This is a genomic window from Streptomyces sp. NPDC032745, from assembly GCF_055579465.1.
On sequence record NZ_JBVING010000013.1, the window covers coordinates 1 to 23285 of the forward strand.

A 23285-nucleotide genomic window follows, 5' to 3' on the forward strand; every position below is an offset into this window, starting at 1 on the left:
CCCGCGGAGCGGGTCCCACAGCGCTGCGCGCTGTGCCAACGAACCGCTTCGCTTCGCTCAGCGGGAGGGCGCTTCGCGCCCTCAGGGCCGGCCCTTCGGGCCGGTGTCCTGCGCTGCGCTCCGGACTGGTTCCGGGTTCCGCTTCGCTCCACCCTGAACGGCCTGCTCCGCAGGCCTGAGTGACCCCGTTTCACGAGGTCCGGGCCTACGGCCCGTTGGGCGGGTTCGCTCCGCTCCCCCACTCGGGTCCTTCCGGCTCCGCCTCCAAGACCGGCCCGCTCCGCGGGCAGCCAGCTCAAATCCCACATCGGACCACTGACACCTCAACGCCGAACCACCACTGCCAAACGGACGCAGATCATCAACATCTCTAGGACCGGCTCTCCAGCATGTTGGTGGCCGGCGCTTCGCTTCGGCCCCTGCAGCTCCGACCGGTCAGTACATACGGACGCGTGTGGGCGGGTTCGCTTCGCTCTCCCTACCTGGCGTGAGGTTCTCTCGAGCTCAGCATGAGCCGTCGAACAACATATCGACAGAGCGGCGGTTCCCGCGTGAGCTGTGATGCAAGCATCATGCTCATTCCTGTGACTGACTCAGCGTCAAAAGACCAGCCCACGAAGCCTGACAAGGCATGGTGGAAACATCCCACGGTTCCCGGAGTCGCTCTGCTGGCAGGCCTGTGCGCCACTGCAGCCGAACTAGTGTTCTTCGGAATTGAAGATGCAGGCGGTGCACTGACGTTCGCGGGTCGAGTCCAAGGAATTCTGTTCTTGCTAGGAGCCCTGCTGGAGGTGGCGGCTCTCGTCGTAGCAGTCAACATCATCAGAAAAAAGCACTCGGAGCAGTCAAATATGCTGTTGGGGGCCGCCATCGTGACGTCCCTGCTATTGAACCTGACGCTCTTCGTCTTTCAGCTGAACGGCGGGGGCCATACCCATTTCAGCTGGATCTGGTATTTCCTGGTCCCCTGGTCCTGCTGGGCCCTGTGGGAGGGGCGACACCTGTGGAAACGCGTACCACGGCCCCAGGCTTTCGCCGCCGGACTGGCTATCGCCTCAGCCGTTACAGTTGCCAACTTCGCGTACACGCAAATCTACAAACCCTACGTCTCGACTGCAGCTCTCTCCACCTCAGTAGAGTTCGGAAAGGTAAGAATCGAGAACAAAAAGGCCGTCCTCACGGTACGTGTGCACACCAAAAACATCGGGGCTGTAAGCGTATATATCCTCGGCTCCCTCTATCAAGTCGCTGGCAGAACGGCTGATTTCAAAAGGGCAGGCCTGAACGATAGTGAGCTGGCTGCGGACTTGATGGGTGGAAGTACTGACTGGTTGAAATATACAGAGCCAAATAGATATGAACTCCTGGCGCAGGGCGGCTGGTCCTTGGGGCGATCTGCCCTGCTGGCTTCCACGCTGGAACCGGGGAGCGAGGTCACCACGGAACGGGTTGTGGAATTTCCTAACTATAAGAGGCAAAAGTACGATGTGCTGGGCATCACCTCCAGCGTCGCTTACATGCGACGAGACCGGGCTCAGATCATCGAAAACTATGCCGACTCCGTAAAGATTAATTGGCGCCAAAAGGCTAAATGGAAAGTGTGCGGTCCCAGGTGCATCGTTTCAAAACCCTCAAAAGTCTACGGAAAAGAGCAACCTAAGTGGATTGCGGACTTGGGTCGCTCGGCAATTTTCAGCAAATTCGTGTCCCCCATCAAGCACGAAAACTCGATGCAAGAACACACCCGCGCCCAGCACTACGTCACTCTATGGCGGGTCACAAAGGAGCCCTCGTCCAAGTCGCCTTTCGGGCCGCAACTGATTGCCGTGATCGGCCCTCAGGGCACAGAACGAGAACGGCCCACCGCCTCAGAGCTGGGACAGATGGCGGCAAGGTACGGGCTGGCCTACGCACACAGCGGCTACATCCAGAAACCCCTCGGAGAACTACTGCCACCCGAGGCCAAAGGAAAGTGAAGATCACGTCCTGACAGCCTCAAAGGCCGGACCGCCCTCATGCACTCGCCCCGCCGGCCGGAGCGGCCCCCCTCAGAAGCTCAGAGCGCTCGGGCTCCGACCCCCTTCGCCCCCAACCAACGGGCGCTCCGCCCCGCAGACGCGAATTCGCAAATCCGCAACTGGGTCGGATTTCCAGCACGCACCTTGGTACCCACGCAGGGCGCCCGTGCCACCGTCGTGTCAGCGACCGGGTCCGGCAAGACGATCACGGCCGCTTCTGCCGCACTCGAGTGCTTCCGGGGCAGCCGGATCCTCATCATGGTCCCCACCCTGGACCTCCTGGTGCAGACCGCCCAGACGTGGCGCCGAGTCGGCCACCGGGCGCCGATGGTCGCGGTCTGCTCGCTGGAGAACGACGACGTCCTGGAGCAGCTCGGTGTCCGTACGACCACGAACCCGATCCAGCTGGCGCTCTGGGCCGGGGCCGGGCCGGTCATCGTGTTCGCCACGTACGCCTCTCTCGTGGATCGCGAGGACATCGACGCACCGATGGGTGAGCGGAAGGTTCGAGGGCCGCTGGAGGCCTCTCTGGCGGGCGGGGAGCGGCTCTACGGCCAGGCCATGGAGCGCTTCGACTTCGCGGTGGTGGACGAGGCGCACGGCACGGCCGGAGATGTCGGCCGGCCCTGGTCGGCGATCCACGACAACGTCCGTATCCCGGTGGACTTCCGCCTCTACCTCACCGCCACGCCCCGGATTCTGGCCACGGCGCGGCCGCAGAAGGGCAAGGACGGCCAGGAGCTCGAGATCGCCTCCATGACGTCCGACCCCGACGGCCCCTACGGCGAGTGGATCTACGAGCTCGGGCTGTCCGAAGCGATCACCCGCGAGATCCTTGCCGGATTCGAGATCGACGTCCTGGAGATCCACGAACCCTCCCCCGTCCCCGGGCTGTCCGAGGAGGCACTCCGGGGCCGGCGCCTGGCGCTGCTGCAGACCGCCCTGTTGGAGCACGCCGCCCGGCACAACCTCAAAACCGTCATGACGTTCCACCAGCGGGTGGAAGAGGCCGCCGCGTTCGCGGCCAAGATGCCGGAGACCGCCGCCGAGCTGTACGCCACCGAAGCATCCGACCAGGCCCTGGCCCAAGCGAAGCAGCTGCCGAAGTCGTCAATCGACGCCGAGTTCTACGACCTGGAAGCCGACCGCCACGTACCCCCGGACCGCGTCTGGTCCGCATGGCTGTGCGGCGACCACCTCGTCACCGAGCGCCGCGAGGTGATCCGGCAGTTCGCCAACGGCGTCGACGCCGTTGGCAAGCGGGTCCACCGCGCCTTCCTCGCCAGCGTACGCGTCCTCGGGGAAGGCGTCGACATCGTCGGTGAGAGGGGCGTCGAAGCGATCTGCTTCGCCGACACCCGCGGCTCCCAAGTCGAAATCGTCCAGAACATCGGCCGAGCACTACGACCCAACCCCGACGGCACCCAGAAGACCGCCCGCATCATCGTCCCCGTCTTCCTCCAGCCCGGCGAAAACCCCGAAGACATGGTCGCCTCCGCCTCGTACGCCCCCCTCGTCGCCGTACTCCAAGGCCTACGCTCACACTCCGAACACCTCCTCGAACAACTCGCGAACCGAGCCCTGACGAGCGGTCAGCGCAAGATCCATGTGAAGCGGGACGAGGAGGGCCGAATCGTCGAGGCTGGCGGCGGAGACGGCGGCCAGGAGCAGGACGGCACCGAGGCCGCAGCCGAGTCGGCGCTGCTGCATTTCTCCAGCCCGCGCGACGCCGCCACCATCGCGGCGTTCCTGCGGACGCGGGTGTACCGGCCCGAGAGCCTGGTGTGGCTGGAGGGCTTCCAGGCCCTACGCCGCTGGCGCCAGGAGAACAGCATTACCGGCCTGTACGCCGTCCCCTACGACACCGAAACCGAAGTCGGCATCACCGACGCATTCCCCCTCGGACGGTGGGTCCACCAGCAGCGCAAAGCCCTGCGCGCCGGCGAACTGGAAGACCACCGCAAGGAACAGCTCGACGAGGAAGGAATGGTGTGGGAACCGGGCGAGGAAGCCTGGGAGACCAAACTCGCCCTGCTCCGCTCCTACCGGCGCACCCACGGCCACCTCGCCCCGAGGCAGGATGCCCTCTGGGGCGAGGACGGCGAACAGCTGGCCATCGGACAACTGATGGCCAACCTCCGCCGCACCGACGGCCTCGGCAAAAACGAAGAGACCGCGACGACCCGGGCCACACAGCTCGCCGCAATCGACACCGACTGGAAATGCCCATGGCCACTGGACTGGCAGCGGCACCACCGGGTCCTCGCCGACCTCGTCGACGCCGACGGCGTCCTGCCGGCCATCGAGCCCGGCGTGCTCTTCGAAGGCGACGACCTCGGACGCTGGCTCCAGCGGCAGGCAAACTCCTGGACGGAGCTGACCGAGGAGCAGCAGCAGCGGCTGTCGCGGATGGGCGTGACGCCCGCAGAGCGGCCCGCCCCGGTCTTGGCAGCCAAGGGTGACGGAAAGGCGTCAGCGGCCTTCCAGCGGGGCGTGCGGGCACTCGCGCAGTACGTCGCCCGCGAAGGCCACCACCGCGTCCCCCGCAGCCACACCGAAGAGATCGCGGTCGAGGGCGAAGCCTCGCCGATCTCGGTGAAGCTCGGCGTGTGGATCACCAACACCAAAACCCGCCGCAACAAACTCACCCCCGAGCAGCGGGCCGCGCTCGCTGAACTGGGCGTGGAATGGGCGTGACACTACGCCCGACCGGTCGTTGAGCCAGGCGGTCAGCGAAGTGACACAGCCAGGCCCCCGGGACGCGCCTCCCAGGGGCCTCGCGCTACTTGGGGCCGCCCACATGTGGGTGCGTCACTTTCCCTTGGTCCAGCCAAGGTGTTCGGCGAACCCTTCTTCTCTGCGGCGTCGGGAGAGCGCGTAAGTGCACACCAGGCATTGTCCATGCGCGACCCGGCCCGCGATGGGGGCGAGTCCGTCGACACAGAACGCCTCGTACCCGCAGAGGGGGCAGGTATCGAGGTCGTGACCGTGCGGGTTGCGCTTCGGGTGTCAGTCGTTGAAATCCCACTACGCTCACCGGCCCCGGCGGACCTTCCCGCGGCAGAACGAACGTGACCTCGGTACCGTCCTTGCGCGGCCTGCGCTCCAGCATGAATCGCTCCAGTCGACGAGGGGCACAACGGAAACCCCACGTGGGAGGACCCCTCCGACCCCCGTGCGACCGCGGCAAGCGCCCGGTCGCCTTCATCGCGCCGGAGCGCGGCGGACCCGGCGCGACTCCTCCAGCGCCGCCGACCACTCCCCCTCGAACGCCGGCACCCACCGCTCCGCGCGCCGGTCGGCCCGGAACTGGGCGAGGAGTTCGGCCGGCGCCCGGGGGCGGGCGCGTACGGGGCTGTGGGGGTGTGGTCGGGTTGGGCGCTCATCGGCTCCTCCTCACGGGTGCTACCGGCAACGGTAGAACGACCTGGCCCAGGCCGTGACGGTTCCGGCGGACCGTTCAGCCGGTCCCGGGTGCCCCAGACCTCGTCCATGCGCACTTGGAGCTCGTCGAGGAGCTCGTCCAGCCGCAGCCGCGGCACGCCGCCCGAGGCGGGCCGGCCGTCCGCGCTCATGTCCTGCCTTCGGCCGGCGGGAGCGATGGAGAGCCACCCCCCACGGTAGTGCCGGCGGAGGCCCCGGGCCCGCCAACCCGGTGGCCGGTTCCAGTACCATGCACCCCAAGAATTGAACATGCTCAAATCATGGGGGTCTTGGTGGGGGAAGAAACGACAGACCGCCGGCTCGCCGCCGTGCTGTGGTCGGTGCTCGCGGTGGAGATCGCGGGGCTGGTGGGGACGTTCGCCTTGGCGGACACCACCATGCTGGTGCCGGAGTTCAACGGGACTCTCGTCCTGGTGTGCGCCATGCTCCTGTGCATGGCCCTGGCCGTCCTGCCGATCGTGGTCGTGGTGCTGACGCTGCGCAATGCCCGGAACACCACTGCCGTCTGGCGGACAGCCGCCTCGTGGATCCTCGCGCTCGCACTCCTGATCATGCTGGTCAGGGCGGGTACTGGGCCCTGGCTCGTCTGGGGCACCGCCGCGATGGTCGCCTCATGCGCGGCCACTGTCCTCTGCACCGGCAGCCGGACGGGGCTGTCGATCCAGCAGTCCCGCGCCGCGGCCGGGATCGCCGTCGTCGCGCTGGTGACGGCGGCCTGCGGCTCCTGCTCCGGGCCGTACACGGACTATCAGGGAGTGTGGACCGCCTCGGAGGGCGCCGCGTCCCTGACCCTGACCGAGCAGGCGGAGCCCGGACAGGGCGGTCCGTACACCCTGCGGATCGGGACGTGCACGGAGCAGGGCAGCTGGGCCTTCGACTACCCTCAGATGTCGACTTCCGTCCAGCTGTGGCTACACCGTGAGGGCGCGGACGCGTGCACCCCGGGCGGACCGGCGACCCAGGCGCGCATCGTCGGCGGCAACAAAGCGGCTCCGGTCATCGCCCTTCCCGGACTGCTTCTCACGAAACAGTAAGCGGGTCGCCCAGGCAGTTCCCCCGTGGCGGGCCGTCACGTGGTCCCGAAGCCACTGCCGGTCCGGGGGATGAGGAGGACGGGGCAGTGCGCGTGGTGCAGCAGGCTGTGCGTGGCCCGGCCCAGGCTGCGGTGAACGGCCAACCAAACCGGAACGTTCCCGCCCGCCAGGCGCCCGGCGTCCAATCGAGGTCAGAAAGCGACGGGAACGCGCAGGCCGACGGCGACAGCCACACGGCGGCACCCCGCCCGGACGGCAGCCAACTCGGCCCGCACATCCGCCCCCGGACCCGGTCGTGCGAATATCCACCGTTGACCGTACAGACCCCCGGGCACTCGCCGAACTCGGCATCGACTGGGCATGGGTACCCATGGAGCGCGTGGGGCCTCTGGAGTTCGGCCAGACTCCCGCCGCGATCGCTACAGCGCTGGGCAAGTCGGCCGACGGCTGGGATCCGCACCACCGGTAGATCGGCTTCCACGAGGTCGGCATCGACACCCACTTCACCCACGACGACCTGCGTATCGGCCTCAACGGCGAGGCGGGCATTCCCGGCCTCGGACTGGTCATGCGCTGCCAGCAAAACGGCGACCACGCCCGCACACGCCCCGTCTTCGTCTCCCCCGACTGGGCAGACATGAGCACCGACAGCTGGGAAGGCCCCATCTCAGCTGCCTGCTGCCGTGTCCTCTGCCGCGGTGTCGACATGTGCTGGGAGGACCGCCACGCGTCAGCCCCGGCGACAACGACGGCCGGGCGGTTGGGTCCTGGTGTGGATGCCCCGTCGCCTTTCAGACGGCGGTGGCAGGGGTGTAGTCGGGGAGGCGGACCGGTTCGGTGCGGGTGTTCTCGGGGGCGTTCGCGGCCAGCATGTCGAGGATCTCCTGGGTGGGGGCCGGCAGGAAGAACCGCTCGGCACCCTCGCGGCCCAGCACCTGGTGTTCGGTCACGTAGGGGCGCATCTGCTCCTCGTACGCGGCGCAGGCGGCCGTGTGGTCTCCGTCGCGGACGGCGAGCTCACCGGCGAGGAGGTAGGCGCCGATCAGGGCCTGCGAGGTGCCCCGGCCGGAGGTGGGGCCGGCGCAGTAGCCCGCATCACCGAGGAGGACGACCCGGCCAGCGGACCAGGTGTCCATCTCGACCTGGGCGTTGGCGTCGAAGAAGAACTGCTGGGCGGCGTCCATCTCCTCCAGCAGGCGCGGCACCTCCCAGCCCTCGCCCACGAACCGCTCGGCGACGATCCGCTTCTGCGCCGCCGTGTCGCGCCGGTCGTACTCCAGGTGCTCCGCAGCGAAGTGGAAGGCCGCCCGAGCCTCGGTGTTCGCGCGGGCCGTGAAGATGTTGGCGGCCTTGCCGGGGGCGGTGTACAGGCGGCCGGTGTTCTGAAGGCCCAGGTAGTTACCGAGGTTGAAGCTCGCCGTGTAGATGCCGAGGTGACGGACGAATTCCTCCTCCGGGCCGAATGCAAGCGCGCGGGTCTTGGAGTGGAGGCCGTCGGCCCCGACCACCAGGTCGAAGCGACGGGGCGCCCCGCGCTCGAAGGAGACGAGTACCCCGTCCTCATCCTGCTCCAGGCTCGCGATCGAGTCGCCGAAGACGTACTCGACGTCCTCGCGGGTGGCCTCGTACAGCATCCGGGTCAGGTCGCCTTTGAGGACCTCCAGGTCCCCGGCGAAGACCGCCGCCGACAGGGTGGCGTACTGGCGGCCCTCGGCGTCCACCAGGGCCGCGTCGCCCATCCCTGTGTCCAGCGCCCGGATCTCCTCCAGCAGGCCCATGCGGTCCAGGACGTCCAGGGCCTCCCCGCGGAAGTCGACCGCGTAGCCGCCGTCGCGCAGCTGGGGGGCTCGCTCGACGATCGTGGGGGTGAAGCCGTGGCGGTGCAGCCAGTAGGCGAGGGTGGGGCCCGCGACACTGCCGCCGGAGATCAGCACGGTCTGGGTCTGGGTCTCGTTCATTTTCCCTGTCCTTTCTCGGGGTGATGTGTACAACGTACAGACGGGAAATGCTTGATGGAACAGGAGAGTTGAGCAAACCGAGCTAGTGCACTACGGTTCATCCGTACTAGTGCACCAAGGAGGGTGGGATGACAGAGACGCAGGCGCCGTACGCGCGGATCGCGGCCGAGCTACGCGGGCGCATCGAGCGCGGGGAACTGCGGCCCGGGGACCGGGTGCCCTCGACACGGGCCATCACCCAGCGGTGGGGGGTCGCCATGGCCACCGCGAGCAAGGTCCTGGCCCTGCTCGGACAGGAAGGGCTGGTGCGGGCGGTGCCGGGAGTCGGGACCGTGGTCGCGGCCCGGCCCGCGGCCGGCGGACCGGGCCGGCGCCCCGCCGCCGAGGACGACACCGCGCAGCGCGCCCGCATCGTCCGCGCGGCGGTCGCCATCGCGGACGCAGAGGGACTCGCGGCCCTGACCATGCGCCGGCTCGGCGCTGAGCTCGGCGTCTCGGCGATGTCCCTGTACCGGCATGTCAGCTCCAAGGAGCAGCTGGTGGTCCTGATGGCCGACGCCGTGTTCGGGGAACAGACTCTGCCCGAGCGGCCGCCGCCGCACTGGCGGGAGCGGCTGGAACTCTCGGCGGCCCTGCAATGGCGGCTCTACCGGGCCCACCCCTGGCTGGCCGGGGCCATGAACCTCAGCCGGCCCCTGCTGATCCCCAACGGCATACGCCACATCGACTGGGCCCTCGCCGCCCTGGACGGACTCGGCCTGGACGACGACACCCGGATGCACGCCGCCGTCACCCTCTTCGGGTACGTCCGCGGCCACGCCGTCGACCTCGAGCCGGAGTCCGACGCGGCGCGCACCAGCGGCGTCAGCGGGCAGGAGTGGATGCGCGCCCAGGAGACACGGCTGGCGGCACTGGTGGACGGCGGAGCCTTCCCGGCGTTCGCCGCGGCGAGGGCGCACTCCGCCCTCTCTCCCGAATCCCTCCTCCACCACGGCCTCACAGCCCTGCTCGACGGACTCGCCACCCGCATCACCACACCGCCGAACTGACCCTGTTGCTCAGCGGAAGGACGAGTTGCCCAATGGGTCACTGGTCCGGTGGACGGAGCAAGGGGAAACCAGGCACCAGCCCAAACCGAGAAGGCGCGAAATGGCGCCCCCGGTCGTTAGACCCAGACGCCATCTGCAATACCCGCAAGATTCTCAACCAACCCGCAACAACCCCAGACCAACCCACCCCTGGGCCCGCAAGACCCGTTCTCACACCACCTACAGCATCCCAGCTCAGCAAGCCTCGGATATCGCAACCACCCACCCCCTCAGCGACAACATCCCCCAGCAGGCATCTATGTCCCCAAAGTATTCGCCTCCGGCATACTTCACGATCCCCGGTTCGCCCACGCACCTGGGAGCAGGCAGCCCCCCGGCGCTCCATGCGTCACCGTCTCGCGCCCGCCCCGGCGCGCTCTCCGTCCCGGCACCGGCCTCAGCAACGGCGCGGGCTGCCGATCCCGCGTCCGGCGCGGACGGCCGTCAGGTGACGGTGACCCGCAGTACGTAAGGGGCACCGTTGCTGATGGCCACAGCCTGGTGCGGGTGGGGTGTGGACTGCGGGGCCGACAGCTGTCCACCGTACGGATTCGGGAACTGCGAAGACCCATAAGGGCCCGGGGGCTGCGACATGCTCATGCCCGAACGCCACGTCGGCCCCGCGCGCCGGAGCCGATCAGGTGCGCCCGACCGCCGCTCCTCGACCTCGTTGATCCGCTCCGGTGAACCTCGCCTCATACGCCCGGCCCTCTCGCCCCACCCCCGGTACGGCCCTTTCGTCGGGTCGGATCACCACTAGAGCGTGCCTCCTGGGTGGGTTGGTGCAGGTGGTGTGACATCGAGCCTTCGCTCAGTGCGCTCGAGCCAACTCCTGTACCAGCGCGCGAAGTCATACCCGGTCGGCGAGATCCCTTGGTCTGACGGTCTCAGGTCCTCCCAGATGGAGCCTCGGTGCGGGCCCGTCATCACCATCAGCGACGCATAGCCGCATCCCTGTTCGCTGAGGAATACCGCGCCCGCCTCCTGCGCGTCATACAGCTCCTCGTAGCGCGCATCCCAGGCCGCGTAAGCGCGACGGAACGCCTCGTCCGTTGCAAAGGCGTCCGTCTTGGGCTCCTGTGTCTCGAGCGCGGCGAGCTCACGCTGCAGCGCCTCGGCCACGAAGGGCCGTCCGGCGAACTCGGCGGTGGTCGGCTGCGCGCGGGCGCCAAGCCCGATGCCGAGCCATTGCCACCCACCGCTGCCCAAGGCCGGTGTCATCAGGCCGTAGTCGGGGCCGGCTCCCCCTCCTCCGACACGGAGCAGAAAGCTCCGGTACTGCGCGGGCAGGCCAACACCCAGGTCCGCCTCCAGTGCCCGGAGCTGGTCTTCGCCCATGACCGGACCGAGGCGAAAGCCATGCCTCTGCGCCCCGAAGACTTTGTCTGCTCCGGGGCGTTCGGCGAGCCGGAGCACCCGCTCCCGCACTCCCGCCCATATGTCCTCACTCATGGGCACACGACGACCGGAAGCTGCTGCCGGATGCCCCGGTCTCCGCAGCCGCGGCGGCGGGGGGTGTTCTGGCGCCGGCTTGCCAAGGACGGCCAGGCCGTGCCCGGCCGTGCGTGATGCCCGGAGCCAGTCAATCCGCGGGGCTCTCTATGAGCGGTAGCTCTGCCAGGCATCGGGGCTCCTTTGGATTTTGGCCAGCAGGCTTGTGACGAGGGCCTCCTCGAAGAGGTCTCCGTAGATCTCTTCGGGAACCATCTTGGCGTCGATGGCAACGGCCGGGGTACCCGGTCCGATCGGATCGTCCCCCGTGTGCCGGTACGCCGTCTGCGACGCGGTCACGAAAGCGCTGTACAACCAACTGCCCGTGCCGCGGATCGGCCTCGATGGCATCGGCAGCCCGCCCCGTAATGAGCACCTCTGCAGGCAGCAGCTCGACCGCCGGATCGATGCCCTTCACGACGAAAGAGTCGTACCCCGTTCCCGTCGGCTGTCCGTCCTCACGAACCATCCGTTTCATTGAGCCGGACAGTGCCATCGCGGAATGGGACATGTACTTCGAGGAGCCTTCGCCCGAGGCCCCGCCGGTTGAGCAGCTCGTTGGGTGGGCGTGGCCGGAGTGGGTCACTGCCCCCATGAACGACGGCGTTGAGGTGTTCGCTCTGCCGCAGCGATTGACCCGGGCACTGGCCAACGCGAGCTCCGCCGAGCTGGAAGAGCTTGCAGGCCGCTGGACCGCACGGCTCCGGTCCGAGGACGGGGACGACATGACCGACGACGATCTACTCGCGGTCCTGCAAGGAGTTGCCCGGCTCGCGGCGTATGCAGTGAACACCGGTGGCGGCCTCTACAGCTGGAGCTTCTGACCGTCCTTCTGCGAGGGACGCTCGTTTTTGACGCCGCTGCACGCCAAGAGCTCGGTCCCGGTGGCGTCGAAGTACAGGGTGAAGAACCAGGACCGGTCTGCTGGGATGATGTTGCCGATACGCAGTCGCTCGTCGCTGTGCCGAGCAAGGAGGATCTCAACGGTCTCGTCGAGGCCGAGGGTCGTCAGGCCGATCTTCAACGACCGTCTCAGCCTTGTTGCAGCGATGCCGGCGACCATCCACTGTGGCGGCTGTCCGTCGGAAAGCACTACCTCGCCGCCGGCGGCGATGGCGTCGCGCGCCGCCTTGCATGCACTGGTCTGGTTTTCGAGCATCACGGTGATGTCGGGCTGACTTGGGCTCGCGTCCTCGGTGACCATGCGGTGACTGTAGAGACCGAACGCGGGTGCTGCTACAGGATTCGGCGTGGCCTGCGCGGGGCGCTGGGACGGAGGAGGTCGCGACGGGTAGAGCTGCGGACCGACAGCATGGTGGTCAGTCGGTCAACACCAAACCTTGTGTACAAGATCCCCTCGATGCCGGTGCCAGCCCTTCGTGGCTCTCAATGGCCAGTAGGCCCAGGTTGCCGACCTGGGCCTACTGGCCATGAGTTCTTCGAGCTTCGCGCCTCAAGGCTTGACCCGCACCCAATGGCGCCGCGGCAGTCCCGGAGGGCGGCTGATTACATGCTCAGCGCGTCAGCCTTGTCGTTCCACGTGCCACCGTGCACGTACCCAAGCGTGGTCAGGTCGTAGCAGCTGCCGGCCGGTATGGACATCGACGGGTCCCACTGGAAGTCCCGGAAGTCGATCAGGGTCCCGCCGAACTGCGGCCGGTTCACACAGATGGAGCTGGCTTGGTCGCGGAAGTTCCAGTTGCTGAGGTTCTTGGTGCCGCCTGCGCTCCACTGAAGGCGTCGACCGCTGTAGTCGGAGTGCTCCCACAGACAGACCCATCCGCTCCCACAGTCCCAACTCGAGGACGTCGACGCGGGCGCCTGCTGGCCGAGTGCCTTCCGGGTCTCGTTCGCCTTCTTGGCGACTGCGGCGTTCTCCTTCACCAGGGACGAGTCAGCCTCGGCCTGGCTGTCAAAGCACTTGACCTCGCCACTCGGCACCTCGGCACACACCTGGGCACCCTGCCACCCCTGGGCGAGGTTGATCTGCTTGCCCTTGTAGGTCGCGATGACGGGCTTCGAGGCGGCGATCTCGCTGCTCATCTGCTGCTCTGCAGCCGGGCCGAGCGCCCCGGAAGCAGGCGCGGACGGCGACGGCGTGGCGGCCCCCGCCGAAGACGCTGTGATGAGCACGGCGCCAACGGCGGCAGTCACGGCAAAGCCGATACGTACGGAACGCATGGAACCACTCCCCCTGTTTGAACTACCTGACGGCAGCTCACATTCCAGACATGGGCGTGCAGTTGGGATCAACCCAGCCGCATGCAGCCGGAAGAGTAACCAGGGGCTGTCGGCGCTGCGCGTGACCGAGATCACTCAACAGTGTCTTCTGTGGGCGAGTCGGCCACACGATCGAATTCTTTGGCCTGAAGACTCACGCTACTGCTTCGGTGTCTGTCCGGCCCTGTCCGCGACCCCCCGGCCGACAATGGCCACGGATGTCACCGGCGTTCCGGCCTTCCCCCACGCGCTGTCTTTGAGAAGCACGGTTCGCTCGCCCAGCAGGCGCAGGCTGCCCTTGTCGAAGATCCATTCGGTTCGCTCGCCCTTGTGGACACGGGCGATCGCGACGCCTGTCCGGCCGGCGGCGTCCGTTGCCTCGGGCACCAGGATGACGCCGGGGATGCGCGCGGCAGCACGGTAGAGAGCGGCGCTCACGCCGGGAGGGGCTTCCACCGTCCGCAACAGGTCACCAATCGCAACGAACGCTTCCTGATCGGGACCAGTGGTCGATCCCGAGTCGGCTCCGTGGTTGAGGCGGGTGTCGGCGTAGATCGTCTCCAACAGTTGGTCGGGGTCAGTCGGGAGGGCTTCGAGGAAGCGGTAGGTGGGGCCGTTGAGACTGGCCTTGTCCTTGCCTCGGGCCGGATCCGTCGCGTTGCCCTTTGCGTTACGTGTGAGTGTGCCGGCGGTCCCGTCCACAGATACCCAGCGCTCGGCCGATTCGTCTGTCCGGGCTGCCTCCATTCCTCCGCCCGCGGTCTCGGACAGGGACGTGGAGTGTCCGGTCGTCTTCGTGTACAGGAACTGGCCGTCCCGGACGGCCGGAGCGGGCGCCTCCTGCGCCACTAGAGCCACACGGTCCAGCAACTGCACAGCCGCCGGCTCGGGCCGGGCGACGGGCGGGCTCTCGTCGAAGCTGCTTACGCCGAAGGTGACGGCCAGCGCTACGGCACAGGTCGCGGCCCCGGCGGCGAGGAACAGAGCCAGAGGACGACGGATCGGGGTACGGGCAGGTCGGGCGTCCCTTGCTGTTTCGCGCATCAGGTGCTCCTTGATCCGGCGATGTCCACGGAATGGCAGGTCTGTATCGGCAAGGCCGGGCAGGCGCCGGATGGTCTCCGCGCCCTCGGACGGGTCGAGTCGTGCGTCGTCGGCGGCATTCACAGGTTTCCCTCCCGTGCGGTTGGCGACGCGGGGACGCGTCTGGAGGCTGGGGGCTCCGCGAGGTAAGCGGCTGCGAGTTTGCGCAGGCGGGCGCGGGCGCGGGAGAGACGCGAGCGCACGGTACCCACGGGCACCCCACATGCCTGCGCCACCTCGTCGTGGCTGAGGCCGGACCACACGTGCAGCAGGAGAATTTCGCGGTCCGCGCGTCGCAGCCGGTTCAGAACGGCAAGGGCGGCAGCGGCCTGAGCCGCGTCGGTGATGCGGGAGACGACATCGTCCGCCAGGTCGGGGACGGCGTCTGAAGGTGGAAGGCGGGCTATCGCGTCCCGGTGACGGCGTGCCGCCCTGCGGGTATTCCGTATGACGTTCGTAGCGATCCCGAACAGCCATGCACGATGGCTGCTGACGGTGTCGAGCGTTTCGCGGAGCCGCCATGCCTCAAGGAAGGTGAGGGAGACGATGTCCTCTGCCCCGGCACGGTCGGCGGTCATACGGACGGCATGCGCATACACAGCCCGGGCGTGTGCGTCATAGATTTCCGCGAACAGTTGGTGGTCCACACCGGGTAGTGTCCGCACACACGGCTGCGTTGCATGTGACATACAACACTCACCAGAAGGATCCCGCGTGAACACGCCTCGGCCGCCGGACTCGGGAGAGTCCGACCCGGCTCCTGGCGGGCGGCGCGTCCGCGTCGACGGCACTCGTGCAGTGCGAACCACTCGGCGTCCCGGGCGAACGCCCCCGTGCCGATGCGTACCCGGCGGTGGGTGCCCTCGCTGTCGAGACCGGAGCGGTGGACGTACCAGCGCCGGACCAGCGTGTCGTCGTCCACCGGCACTGATACCCCCAGCCTGGCCACGCCCCGCGCGCGCTGGCCGCACTCGTGGCCCGCTACCTCCGAGCCCGGGTGGTGGACTCCCGCAGGGAGCCGCCGGCGGCCGGGAGCTCCCAGCCCGCTCGATCGGGCCGTGCGGCCGATGAGCTTTCCCGGACCCCGGTCGGCGGGCGGATCAGCGCAGTCCGGCGAAGAGATCGTTCTCGGGTACGGCCGCGCCGGTGGCGTCCTGGACACGTACGAAGGTCTCCATGCCCATCAACTCGCCGAACCTCGGCTTGCCCATCCTGAGGAAGAAGATGTTCTCGCCCTGACTGGCGTGCGCGGCCAGCGCATCGAACTTCTGACCGCTGAACGCGGTGGTGTCCACCCACGTGGTGATCTCATCGTCGGGGAGGCCGATCTCGGCCATCGCGGCGGCCTCGGCGGGATCCGGCTCCGGCATGTCCTCATGAAACTCGCGCATGATCGCCCCGAACCGCTGCATCACCGCGCGGGGCACCGTCGTCCAGTACACCTTCGGTGTCAGCGCGGTCATCTCCAGCGCCGCCATCGTGATGCGGTGGGCCTGAATGTGGTCGGGGTGGCCGTAGAAGCCGTTCTCGTCGTAAGTGACGACCACATCGGGCCGGTAGTGCCGCATGAGCTCCGCAAGTCGGGCCGCGGCTTCCGCCACGGGGGTCTGCCAGAAGGATCCGGGGGCGTCGTTGCTCGGCCAGCCCATCATCCCGGAGTCAGCATAGTCCAGCATCTCCAGATCGCTGACCTTCAGGACGTCACAGCTCGCCTGAAGTTCTTGACGGCGCATCAAGGCGACGGTCGCCGGATCGTGCCCGGGATCGCCCGGCTTGACACCCCCCGGTCCGTCACCACAACCGCCGTCGGTACACGTCACGAGAACCGTGCGGATCCCCTCCGCCGCATACCGCGCGAGGACCCCTCCGGTTCCGGTGGCCTCGTCGTCGGGGTGGGCGTGCACTGCCATGAGCGTCAAGGGCCGGTCGGTCATGAAACAGTCCTCCTGCAGAAATACTTCTTGGTCCGAGCTCGCGGTGGGCGTACCGCGATCCTGGGGCCCGGATCCTGGTGGGGCGGACGACCTTGTGGTCTCCGTGTTCCCCGCCCGTGCGGCGCCGGTCCCTCGGTCGATGCAACCGCGCCGACCGGACCGGCTGTTCCCGGCGCGGCCGCTCGGCCTTCCAGACAGCCTCCGTCCTGGCCCGCCTGGCAGGCCTTTTGTACGGGTCGGCCTGCTCGTGACCGCGATCAGACGGCACCGCCCCGGTCGGAAGCAGTAGCCCCGTCGATCGTCCAGGGAAGGGCCGGAGAGCGCCGTGCCGGCTGAGCTGCTGCTTACGGGGAGATACGAGCGGTCCGGCAACTGAGCGTGGTCGGGGGGCCATGCGGGGTGGAAACTCTCGCAGGCCCGCATGAAGCCAGGAGGGGGTGAGGCGGCTGTTCGAGGCGATCCGGGCGAGGACGTGGTCGGCGCGGGGGCGGAGTTCCTCGCCGACGGCATAGTCGCCCACGCCTCGACGCGGCCGGGTGGCCCAAGCCGAACCTGCCCCTGATCGAAGACCCGGCCGCTTCTGGACGCCGGTGCAGATGTCGCAATCCAACCAGGCCGGAAGGCCCTCACCCATTTCAGGATCCCTCAGCCGGGACCTCAACCACTCGTCCACAGCCTCTCCGGACAGAACACCTATGCTCCGAGCGCGGGGTAGTCGGTGTAGCCCTCCGGCCCCTGTACGTGCATCAGGAACTCCGGACGGATGTCGTTGAGCGGCGCGCCCGTGCGCAGCCGCTCGACGAAGTCGGGGTTGGCGAGGAAACCCCGGCCCAGTGACACGAGATCGGCGCCCTCGGACAGCAGGCGTTCGCCCCGGCGCTTGCCGCCGTCGGCCGCGACCTCCTCGCGGGAGAGCGCCGGGTTGGCGATCAGGGTGCCGGGCCAGTCCCGGCGGATCTGCGCAAAGCCGGGCTGGTCGGGGTCGGCGTGGACCTGGTGCAGGTAGATCGGCGCCAGGTCGGCCAAGGCCTTGACCAGCGCCGGGTATATCTCCTCGGTGTCGCCCTCCTCGATCCCGTTGACGTCCAGTCCGGGCGAGATGCGTACTCCGACCCGCTCCGGGCCGATGGCCCCGGCGACGGCCCGGACCACCTCGACGGTGAACCGGATGCGGTTCTCGACGGAGCCGCCCCACGCGTCGGTACGGCGATTGGTGTTGCTGGAAAGGAACTGGTGCAGGAGGTGGCCGTTGGCGGAGTGCACCTCCACCCCGGCGAAGCCCGCCTCGACGGCGCCCCGGGCCGCGCTCGCGAAGTCGGCCACCGTGGACCTTATGTCCTCGGTCGTCATCGCGCGCGGTACGACACCGTCCCGGAGGCCGCCGGGGGTATGCAGCTGCTCGGGGAACGGCACCGCGGACGGGGCGAGCGGCACGTACCCGCTGGTCTCCGGGTGGCCGACCCGGCCGCCGTGCTGGAGCTGGAGAAACATCTCCCCTCCACCGGCGGCCCGTACGGCCTCGGTGACCCGGCGCCAGCCGGCGATCTGCGCCGGGGTGTGGATGCCGGGGATGTGCGGGTAGGTCTGCCCGACGGCGTTCGGGGTGCTGGCCTCGGCGATGATCAGGCCGGCCGAGGCGCGCTGTGCGTAGTACGTGGCCATGAGGTCGCCGGGGACTCCGTCGGCCCCGGCGCGGTTGCGGGTCAGCGGGGCCATCACCAGGCGGTTGGGCAGTTCCAGGCTGCCCAGGCGGGCAGATTCGAAGAGACGGGAAGCGGCGGGACCGTGCTGTGTCTGCGTCATGCCGGTACCTTAGAAGCTGACATTGATGTCAGATTCAAGAGCTGGGGTGGGGCATGCGGATCGGCGAACTGGCTGCGCGCACCGGGGTTGGTGAACGTTCGCTGCGCTACTACGAGGAGCAGGGCCTGCTGGCTTCGAACCGGACGCCCGGCGGCCACCGGGACTTCCCCGAGCGGGCAGTCGACCGGGTCATCCGGATCCAGGAGCTCTACGCGGCCGGCCTGCACAGCGCGAAGATCGCGCAGATCCTGCCCTGCATGCGGGACGAGGACGGCGGCCCGTCGGTGCGCGCCACCCCGGCACTGGTGGCCGAACTGGCCACGGAGCGGGACCGGATCGACCGGATGATCGGCGATCTGATCCGCTCCCGCGAGGTGCTGGACGAGGTGATCGAGGCGGCGGCGGGCCGCACGACGGCCGCCTAGGGGGTGTCCGGTCGATCATGTGACTACTCCGTGTCCGAGTCGTTGATGTGGACATGGGGCGGGGTGATCTGAGCGATGCCGAGTGGGAACGGTTGCGACCGTTCCTGCCGGTCAGCAACAGGCGTTGTGGCAGGTGGCGGGACCACCGCAGGTGATCGACGGGATTCTGCACCGGGTCCGGACCGGCGTGCAGTGGCGTGACCTGCCTGAACGGTTCGGGCCGTGGAAGACCGTCTACGAACGCCACCGACTGTGGTCGGGCGACGGGACGTGGGAGCGTCTGCTCCAGCAGGTCCAGTCCGCCGCCGACGCGGCAGGTGAAATCGACTGGGACATCTCGGTCGACTCCACCATCGTGCGAGCTCATCAGCACGCGGCTGGTGCCCGCACCGATCCGCCGCCGGCACCCGCCTCAAAGGGGGCCGAACTGGCAGAACACCAGGGCGAGACCGCGTGGCAGAGCTTGCACGCCCGCCTGGTGGAGGTGGTGCGGGAGGTGAGGGCCTGGGCCGCTCGCGCGGCGGGTTCACCACCAGGCTCCACCTGAGCGCCGACGGCTGCTGCCGCCCGCTCTCCCTGGTCGTCACACCAGGTCAGCGGGCGGACTGCACCCAGTTCAAGCCTGTCCTGGAGAAGATCCGCCGAGATCCCCGGGTTCGGCAATTCGGGATCGACCGTGTAGTCCTCGAGGTTCATGAATGCCTGGTCGGCGGACAGCCGCGCGGTGACCTTGCCGGTGGCGGTGTTCATCGCGGCGGTGTGTTCCGCCCGGTTGCGCTTGCTCGAGGGTGTGGGGCACCACGTCTTCCACCTGGGCGTCGCTGATGGTCCTCGGACCCCGGGCCGTGGTTCGTCGGCCAGCCCGTCCAGCCGGTCCCGTCGCCCCTGACCGGTCGGAGACCCGAGCACCTCCCGCCGCCGCCCGCCATGGCCCCGCAGACGCTGACGCGTGCGGCGGGAGGGCGGGCGGGCGGGCGGGCGGCGAGGGAGCGCGCGGCTCTGCGGGGCGCGGGCGTCAGTGGCCGGGGGTGAGGAGGATCTTGCCGCGGGTGCCGCCCGCTTCCAGGAGGGCGTGAGCCCGGGGGGCTTCCTCGAACGGCAGGACATGGGCGACGCGCAAGTCCAGGTGCCCGTCCTCGACGCGGCGCGCCAGGGTGTCGAGCATGGGACCGTCGATCCGCACGCCGTAGACCTCGACGGCGATGGACCGTTCGGCCTCGGGTACGGCGAAGGGGGTCAGCGAGAGGAAGCGTCCCCCGTCGCGCACCGCTGCCATCGCCTGCGGCCGTCCCGCCGCGTCGATGACCGCGTCGTACGTGCCGGCGGGCAGGGTGTCCGTGTCCGAGAAGACCTCGGCGGCGCCGAGCGCGGCCACGGCCGGGGCGTCGCCGGCGCGGGCGAGGCCGGCCGGCCGCCAGCCGCGCAGGGCCGCGAGTTGGATCGTGAATCCGCCCACCGCTCCCGCGGCTCCGCTCACCAGGAGGCGGCCGGAGAAGTCCGGACCGAGCTGTGCGAGTGCCTGCTCTGCGGTGAGGGCGGCCAGCGGGAGGGCGGCGGCGTGCTCCAGCGGGACGTTCGCGGGCGCGCGGGCGGCGAGCGCCTCGTCCAGGGCAACGTACTCGGCCGACACGCCCGCCCCGTCGGACAGTGAGGGGCGCATCGCGACCACGCGGTCGCCCTCCACGAAGCGGGTGCTGCCGGGCCCCGTCGCGACGACGGTGCCGGAGACGTCCCAGCCGACGACCGCCGGCAGGACCGGGGACGGGATGTCGCCCCGGCGTACGGCCAGATCCACCGGGTTCACGGCGGCGGCGGCCACCCGGACGAGGATCTCGCCCGGACCCGGCTGCGGGGTCTGCGCCTCGGAGACGGTGAGGACCTCAGGCGGTCCGTAGCTGTTGATGACGACGGTTTTCATGCGGTGGTTGCCTTTCGCGTCCGCCCCAAGTGGCGCATCGCCGGCTTTTCCACTGCCACGTACAGCAGCCATGCCACGACGAGGGTCGCCAGTGCTTCGAGGACCAGCACGCCGATGCCGGCGGCGGTGCCGAAGAACTTCTCGGGGCCGAGGAGTTCACGTACGACGTTGAGCAGGATGAGATGGACCATGTAGAAGGCGAAGGAGACTTCGCCGAGCCAGATCAGCGGCCGGCTGCGCAGCACCGAGGGGCTGCCCGAGACGTCCTTGAGGGCGACTGCCGGGATCAGCAGGGCCATGGGAATGACGAAGACCGCATCGAGCGCGTACAGCCACGGGATGTAGAGGGAGAGGGCGTACGCCGCCACGCAGGCGAGCGCGGCGGGCAGCGGCCGGACGCCGAGCCTGCGGCCGGTGACGACGATGCGCGCCATGAGCATCCCGAGCACGAAGTCCAGGGCGCGCACCGGCGGGAGCATGTACACGCTCCAGTACTGCCAGACGGAGGCCGCGGAGCCCTCGGGCATGGGCGGGTTGCCGGGCAGCACCAGGTAGGCGAGCGTCGGGACGGCGATCACGGCGACGGCGGTGCCGGCGGCCCAGCGCCACAGGCGGTCCGACGGGATCCGCTTGATCCAGCGCAGGAACAGCGGGAAGCAGAGGTAGAAGAAGAGCTCGCAGGCGAGCGACCAGCTGGGCGGGTTGACGCCGAGGAATACCGAGAACTCCGGGATCCAGGCGTGGACGAGGAGCAGGTTCGGCACCGCCTGCCACCACTGGGTGGTGGCACCGGCGAGCAATGCCAGCGCAAGGATCCAGGTGACGACGTGGTTCGGGTAGATCTTGAAGAAGCGCCGGCGCCAGAAGTGCCGGGCGGGGTCGTCGGGCCGCGCCGACCAGGTCAGGACGAATCCGCTGAGGATGAAGAAGAAACTCACGCCGGCCCAGCCCGCGTTGCTGAACAGCCACCGGTATCCGTCGGCGACGCCCTTCGAGGCGAACGGGTTCAGGGCGGGCAGCGCGAGCGAGGAGTGGTAGCCGAACACCAGCAGGGCAGCGAAGAACCGCAGGCCTGTCAGGGAAGGGAGCCGGCCGTGCACGGCCCGGTGGGGCTCGGTGGCGCGCTCCGTCGGTATCGCGGCGGGTTCCGCGGTGGTGGACAAGGTGTCTCTCCGGAGGAAGGCGGGCGGGAGGCGTGAGGTGGGCGGGGACGTGCGGCCGGAGCGGGCAGGGTGGGGGTACCCCGCTCCGGCCCTGCGGAGTCGAGCTGCTGGGTCAGGCCCGGTCGAGGAATCCGCCGAGCAGCTCGACGAGTTCGGCCGTCTTCTCGAAGATGACCATGTGGCCGCTCTCCAGCTCGGCGTACTCGCTGCCTGCCACGGCCGCGTGGAGCTCACGCGAGTGCTCGACGGGGATCAGTACGTCCCGGGTGGAACCGATGACCAGGGTGGGCGCGGTGATGGCCGGGAGGCGGTCGCTGATGTCGACATGGTGGTCGAGCTCGATCTGCTGCAGCGTCCACGCCTCGGCCTTGATGCTGGCGACGGTGGCCTTGACGCCATCGCTGCCGAAGCCGGCGAGGAACGGCGGCGAGAAGATCAGCAGCGCGCTGTATGCGGCGAAGGCTTCCTCGTCGATGGCCGGAAGCCGCCGCCAGAGGTCGGTGGCCAGCTGCTGGCGCGGGTCGTCGTTGCGGGCCCAGCCGTTGATGACGACGAGGCGGCGGACGAGCGCGGGGTGCTTGGCCGCGGCTGCGGCCGCGACGACGGCGCCGAGGGAGAAGCCGACGATGTCGAACGGCTCGTCGGTGACTGCGCGGGCCGCGCCGATCGCCTGCTCCACCAGCTCGTCCAGGCTGAGCTCGTCGGCGTGCAGGGGGGTCAGGCCGCTGCCCGAGCAGTCGGGGGTGATGACGGTGTAGCGGTCGCTGAAGTGCTCGCGGATGTGTCCGAACTGGGCTTCGCCGTGACCGCCCGTACCGTGCACGAACAGCAGGCCGGGGCCGCTGCCCTCGGCGGTGTACTGGACGGGGGTGCCATTGACGTCGATCGTGGGCATGGACGCTCCTCGGTGTGCGAAGTGGTGACGTGAAAATCGTTGGAACAGGGGGAAATGAGAGGACGTGAAGCGTCCGTCAGCGCAGGGCCGAAGCAGGCTGTCGCTCCTCGCGAGGCGGCTCGGGCAAGGCGGCGGAAGGTCGCGGACGCGGGCGGGCCCATCGCCGCATGGCGGGGCGTTCGACACACACCAGGAGCAGCCAGCCGACCAGCAGGGTTGCGAGGAAGAAGCCGATGAGGACCAGGATGCCGGGCAGGGGGGAGAAGAGCTTCTCGTCCATCAGTGCCGTACGGCCGAAGTACATCACCACGTACTGGGCGAGGTAGAAGCCGAAGGAGACCTCGCCGAGCCACTGCATCGTGCGGCCGCGCAGCACCGTCTGAGAGCCGTCGACGTCGGCCCGGGCCACCGCGCAGATCAGCAGCGACACGGGAACGATCGTCGCGACGTTGAGCCCGTACAGGAACGGCACGACCATGGCCGCGGCATAGCCGACCACACACAGCAGGGCCGCCGGAAGGATCCTGACCCGGGGGAACGCCCCCGCCAACACGAGCCGCGCGAGGATCATGCCGAGCACGAACTCGAACATCCGCACCGGCGGGAAGTTGTAGCCGAACCAGAACTCCCACAGGGAGATGCCGAAGCCCTCGGGGGTGGGCGGGTGCTGCGGCAGGAGGAAGTCGGTGACCAGCTGCACGGCCACCATGCAGGCGACCATGGCGGCGGCCCACGCCCACAGCGCGCCCTCCTTGATCCGCAGCACCGGGCGGATCAGGAACGGGAAGAGCAGGTAGAAGAGCAGCTCGGA

At 68.8% G+C, this 23285-nt stretch carries 20 protein-coding genes and 2 pseudogenes; 8 read left to right on the forward strand and 14 right to left on the reverse strand.

All coding sequences use genetic code 11. The features are described from left to right. Positions 1 to 584: 584 nt before the first annotated feature. Both ACZ5WG_RS28750 and ACZ5WG_RS28755 read left to right on the forward strand, forming a co-directional pair. On the forward strand, positions 585 to 1976 hold the full coding sequence (locus tag ACZ5WG_RS28750; protein WP_468726918.1) for a hypothetical protein: 1392 nt from the start codon (positions 585 to 587) through the stop codon (positions 1974 to 1976). A 39-nt stretch (positions 1977 to 2015) separates the two neighbouring features. Next, positions 2016 to 4715 carry a helicase associated domain-containing protein gene (locus ACZ5WG_RS28755; RefSeq protein WP_468726919.1) on the forward strand — a complete coding sequence of 900 codons (2700 nt, stop codon included), beginning with the start codon at positions 2016 to 2018 and terminating at the stop codon, positions 4713 to 4715. A gap of 531 nt (positions 4716 to 5246) precedes the next feature. Here the strand turns inward: ACZ5WG_RS28755 and ACZ5WG_RS28760 are convergent. Beyond that, positions 5247 to 5404 (reverse strand): annotated as a pseudogene (locus ACZ5WG_RS28760) (DUF6247 family protein); the annotation flags it as partial. A gap of 318 nt (positions 5405 to 5722) precedes the next feature. Between ACZ5WG_RS28760 and ACZ5WG_RS28765 the strand changes: the two are divergent. Then, the gene (locus ACZ5WG_RS28765) at positions 5723 to 6496 is read left to right on the forward strand and encodes a hypothetical protein (RefSeq protein WP_468726921.1); all 774 of its coding nucleotides are present in this window, start codon (positions 5723 to 5725) and stop codon (positions 6494 to 6496) included. Positions 6497 to 6791: 295 nt separating this feature from the next. Continuing rightward, positions 6792 to 6965 carry a hypothetical protein gene (locus tag ACZ5WG_RS28770; RefSeq protein ID WP_468726922.1) on the forward strand — a complete coding sequence of 58 codons (174 nt, stop codon included), beginning with the start codon at positions 6792 to 6794 and terminating at the stop codon, positions 6963 to 6965. Positions 6966 to 7287: 322 nt separating this feature from the next. Here ACZ5WG_RS28770 and ACZ5WG_RS28775 read toward each other — a convergent pair whose 3' ends face one another. Continuing rightward, on the reverse strand, positions 7288 to 8454 hold the full coding sequence (locus ACZ5WG_RS28775) for an FAD-dependent monooxygenase (RefSeq protein WP_468726924.1): 1167 nt from the start codon (positions 8452 to 8454) through the stop codon (positions 7288 to 7290). A 128-nt stretch (positions 8455 to 8582) separates the two neighbouring features. Here ACZ5WG_RS28775 and ACZ5WG_RS28780 point away from each other — a divergent pair, with 128 nt between their 5' ends. Then, the gene (locus ACZ5WG_RS28780) at positions 8583 to 9503 is read left to right on the forward strand and encodes a GntR family transcriptional regulator (protein ID WP_468726926.1); all 921 of its coding nucleotides are present in this window, start codon (positions 8583 to 8585) and stop codon (positions 9501 to 9503) included. Between the two features lie 795 nt (positions 9504 to 10298). On the opposite strand, the gene ACZ5WG_RS28785 is transcribed toward ACZ5WG_RS28780, so the two are convergent. Beyond that, positions 10299 to 10880, reverse strand: a complete 582-nt coding sequence (locus ACZ5WG_RS28785) for an SMI1/KNR4 family protein (protein ID WP_468726928.1) — start codon at positions 10878 to 10880, stop codon at positions 10299 to 10301. A 261-nt stretch (positions 10881 to 11141) separates the two neighbouring features. Further along, positions 11142 to 11333, reverse strand: coding sequence for a hypothetical protein (locus tag ACZ5WG_RS28790; RefSeq protein ID WP_468726930.1), 192 nt, complete (start codon positions 11331 to 11333; stop codon positions 11142 to 11144). 107 nt (positions 11334 to 11440) lie between these two features. Here ACZ5WG_RS28790 and ACZ5WG_RS28795 point away from each other — a divergent pair, with 107 nt between their 5' ends. Next, positions 11441 to 11857: a hypothetical protein gene (locus ACZ5WG_RS28795; protein WP_468726932.1), complete on the forward strand. Its 417-nt coding sequence runs from the start codon at positions 11441 to 11443 to the stop codon at positions 11855 to 11857. Here ACZ5WG_RS28795 and ACZ5WG_RS28800 read toward each other — a convergent pair. The 6 genes from ACZ5WG_RS28800 to ACZ5WG_RS28825 form a co-directional block, all read right to left on the reverse strand. After that, entirely contained in the window at positions 11839 to 12237 is a 399-nt protein-coding gene (locus ACZ5WG_RS28800; protein WP_468726933.1) for a hypothetical protein, read from the reverse strand. The genes ACZ5WG_RS28795 and ACZ5WG_RS28800 overlap by 19 nt on opposite strands. Before the next feature lie 302 nt (positions 12238 to 12539). Further along, on the reverse strand, positions 12540 to 13214 hold the full coding sequence (locus ACZ5WG_RS28805) for a peptidase inhibitor family I36 protein (RefSeq protein WP_468726935.1): 675 nt from the start codon (positions 13212 to 13214) through the stop codon (positions 12540 to 12542). Positions 13215 to 13412: 198 nt separating this feature from the next. After that, on the reverse strand, positions 13413 to 14420 hold the full coding sequence (locus tag ACZ5WG_RS28810) for a CU044_5270 family protein (protein WP_468726937.1): 1008 nt from the start codon (positions 14418 to 14420) through the stop codon (positions 13413 to 13415). Next, a complete protein-coding gene (locus ACZ5WG_RS28815) occupies positions 14417 to 15025 on the reverse strand; it encodes an RNA polymerase sigma factor (protein ID WP_468726939.1) in 609 nt (202 codons plus the stop codon). The genes ACZ5WG_RS28810 and ACZ5WG_RS28815 overlap by 4 nt, the downstream gene beginning before the upstream one ends. A 411-nt stretch (positions 15026 to 15436) precedes the next feature. Next, on the reverse strand, positions 15437 to 16270 hold the full coding sequence (locus ACZ5WG_RS28820) for a PIG-L family deacetylase (protein ID WP_468726940.1): 834 nt from the start codon (positions 16268 to 16270) through the stop codon (positions 15437 to 15439). A 693-nt stretch (positions 16271 to 16963) separates the two neighbouring features. Continuing rightward, positions 16964 to 18073, reverse strand: coding sequence for an alkene reductase (locus ACZ5WG_RS28825; protein WP_468726942.1), 1110 nt, complete (start codon positions 18071 to 18073; stop codon positions 16964 to 16966). Between the two features lie 53 nt (positions 18074 to 18126). Here ACZ5WG_RS28825 and ACZ5WG_RS28830 point away from each other — a divergent pair, with 53 nt between their 5' ends. Then, positions 18127 to 18498 (forward strand): MerR family transcriptional regulator, encoded by a 372-nt coding sequence (locus tag ACZ5WG_RS28830; RefSeq protein ID WP_053791145.1) that lies wholly within the window; start codon positions 18127 to 18129, stop codon positions 18496 to 18498. A gap of 53 nt (positions 18499 to 18551) precedes the next feature. Further along, positions 18552 to 19140: pseudogene (locus ACZ5WG_RS28835) on the forward strand (IS5 family transposase); the annotation flags it as partial. Positions 19141 to 19513: 373 nt separating this feature from the next. Here ACZ5WG_RS28835 and ACZ5WG_RS28840 read toward each other — a convergent pair. From ACZ5WG_RS28840 to ACZ5WG_RS28855, 4 genes are all read right to left on the reverse strand, one after another. Next, on the reverse strand, positions 19514 to 20416 hold the full coding sequence (locus tag ACZ5WG_RS28840) for an NADP-dependent oxidoreductase (protein WP_468726944.1): 903 nt from the start codon (positions 20414 to 20416) through the stop codon (positions 19514 to 19516). Next, complete coding sequence (locus ACZ5WG_RS28845; protein ID WP_468726946.1) at positions 20413 to 21579, reverse strand: acyltransferase family protein; 1167 nt, start codon at positions 21577 to 21579, stop codon at positions 20413 to 20415. The genes ACZ5WG_RS28840 and ACZ5WG_RS28845 overlap by 4 nt, the downstream gene beginning before the upstream one ends. Before the next feature lie 112 nt (positions 21580 to 21691). Then, positions 21692 to 22474: an alpha/beta fold hydrolase gene (locus tag ACZ5WG_RS28850; protein ID WP_468726948.1), complete on the reverse strand. Its 783-nt coding sequence runs from the start codon at positions 22472 to 22474 to the stop codon at positions 21692 to 21694. A gap of 76 nt (positions 22475 to 22550) precedes the next feature. After that, positions 22551 to 23285 (reverse strand): acyltransferase family protein (locus ACZ5WG_RS28855; protein ID WP_468726949.1); only part of this gene is annotated, 735 nt, incomplete at its 5' end.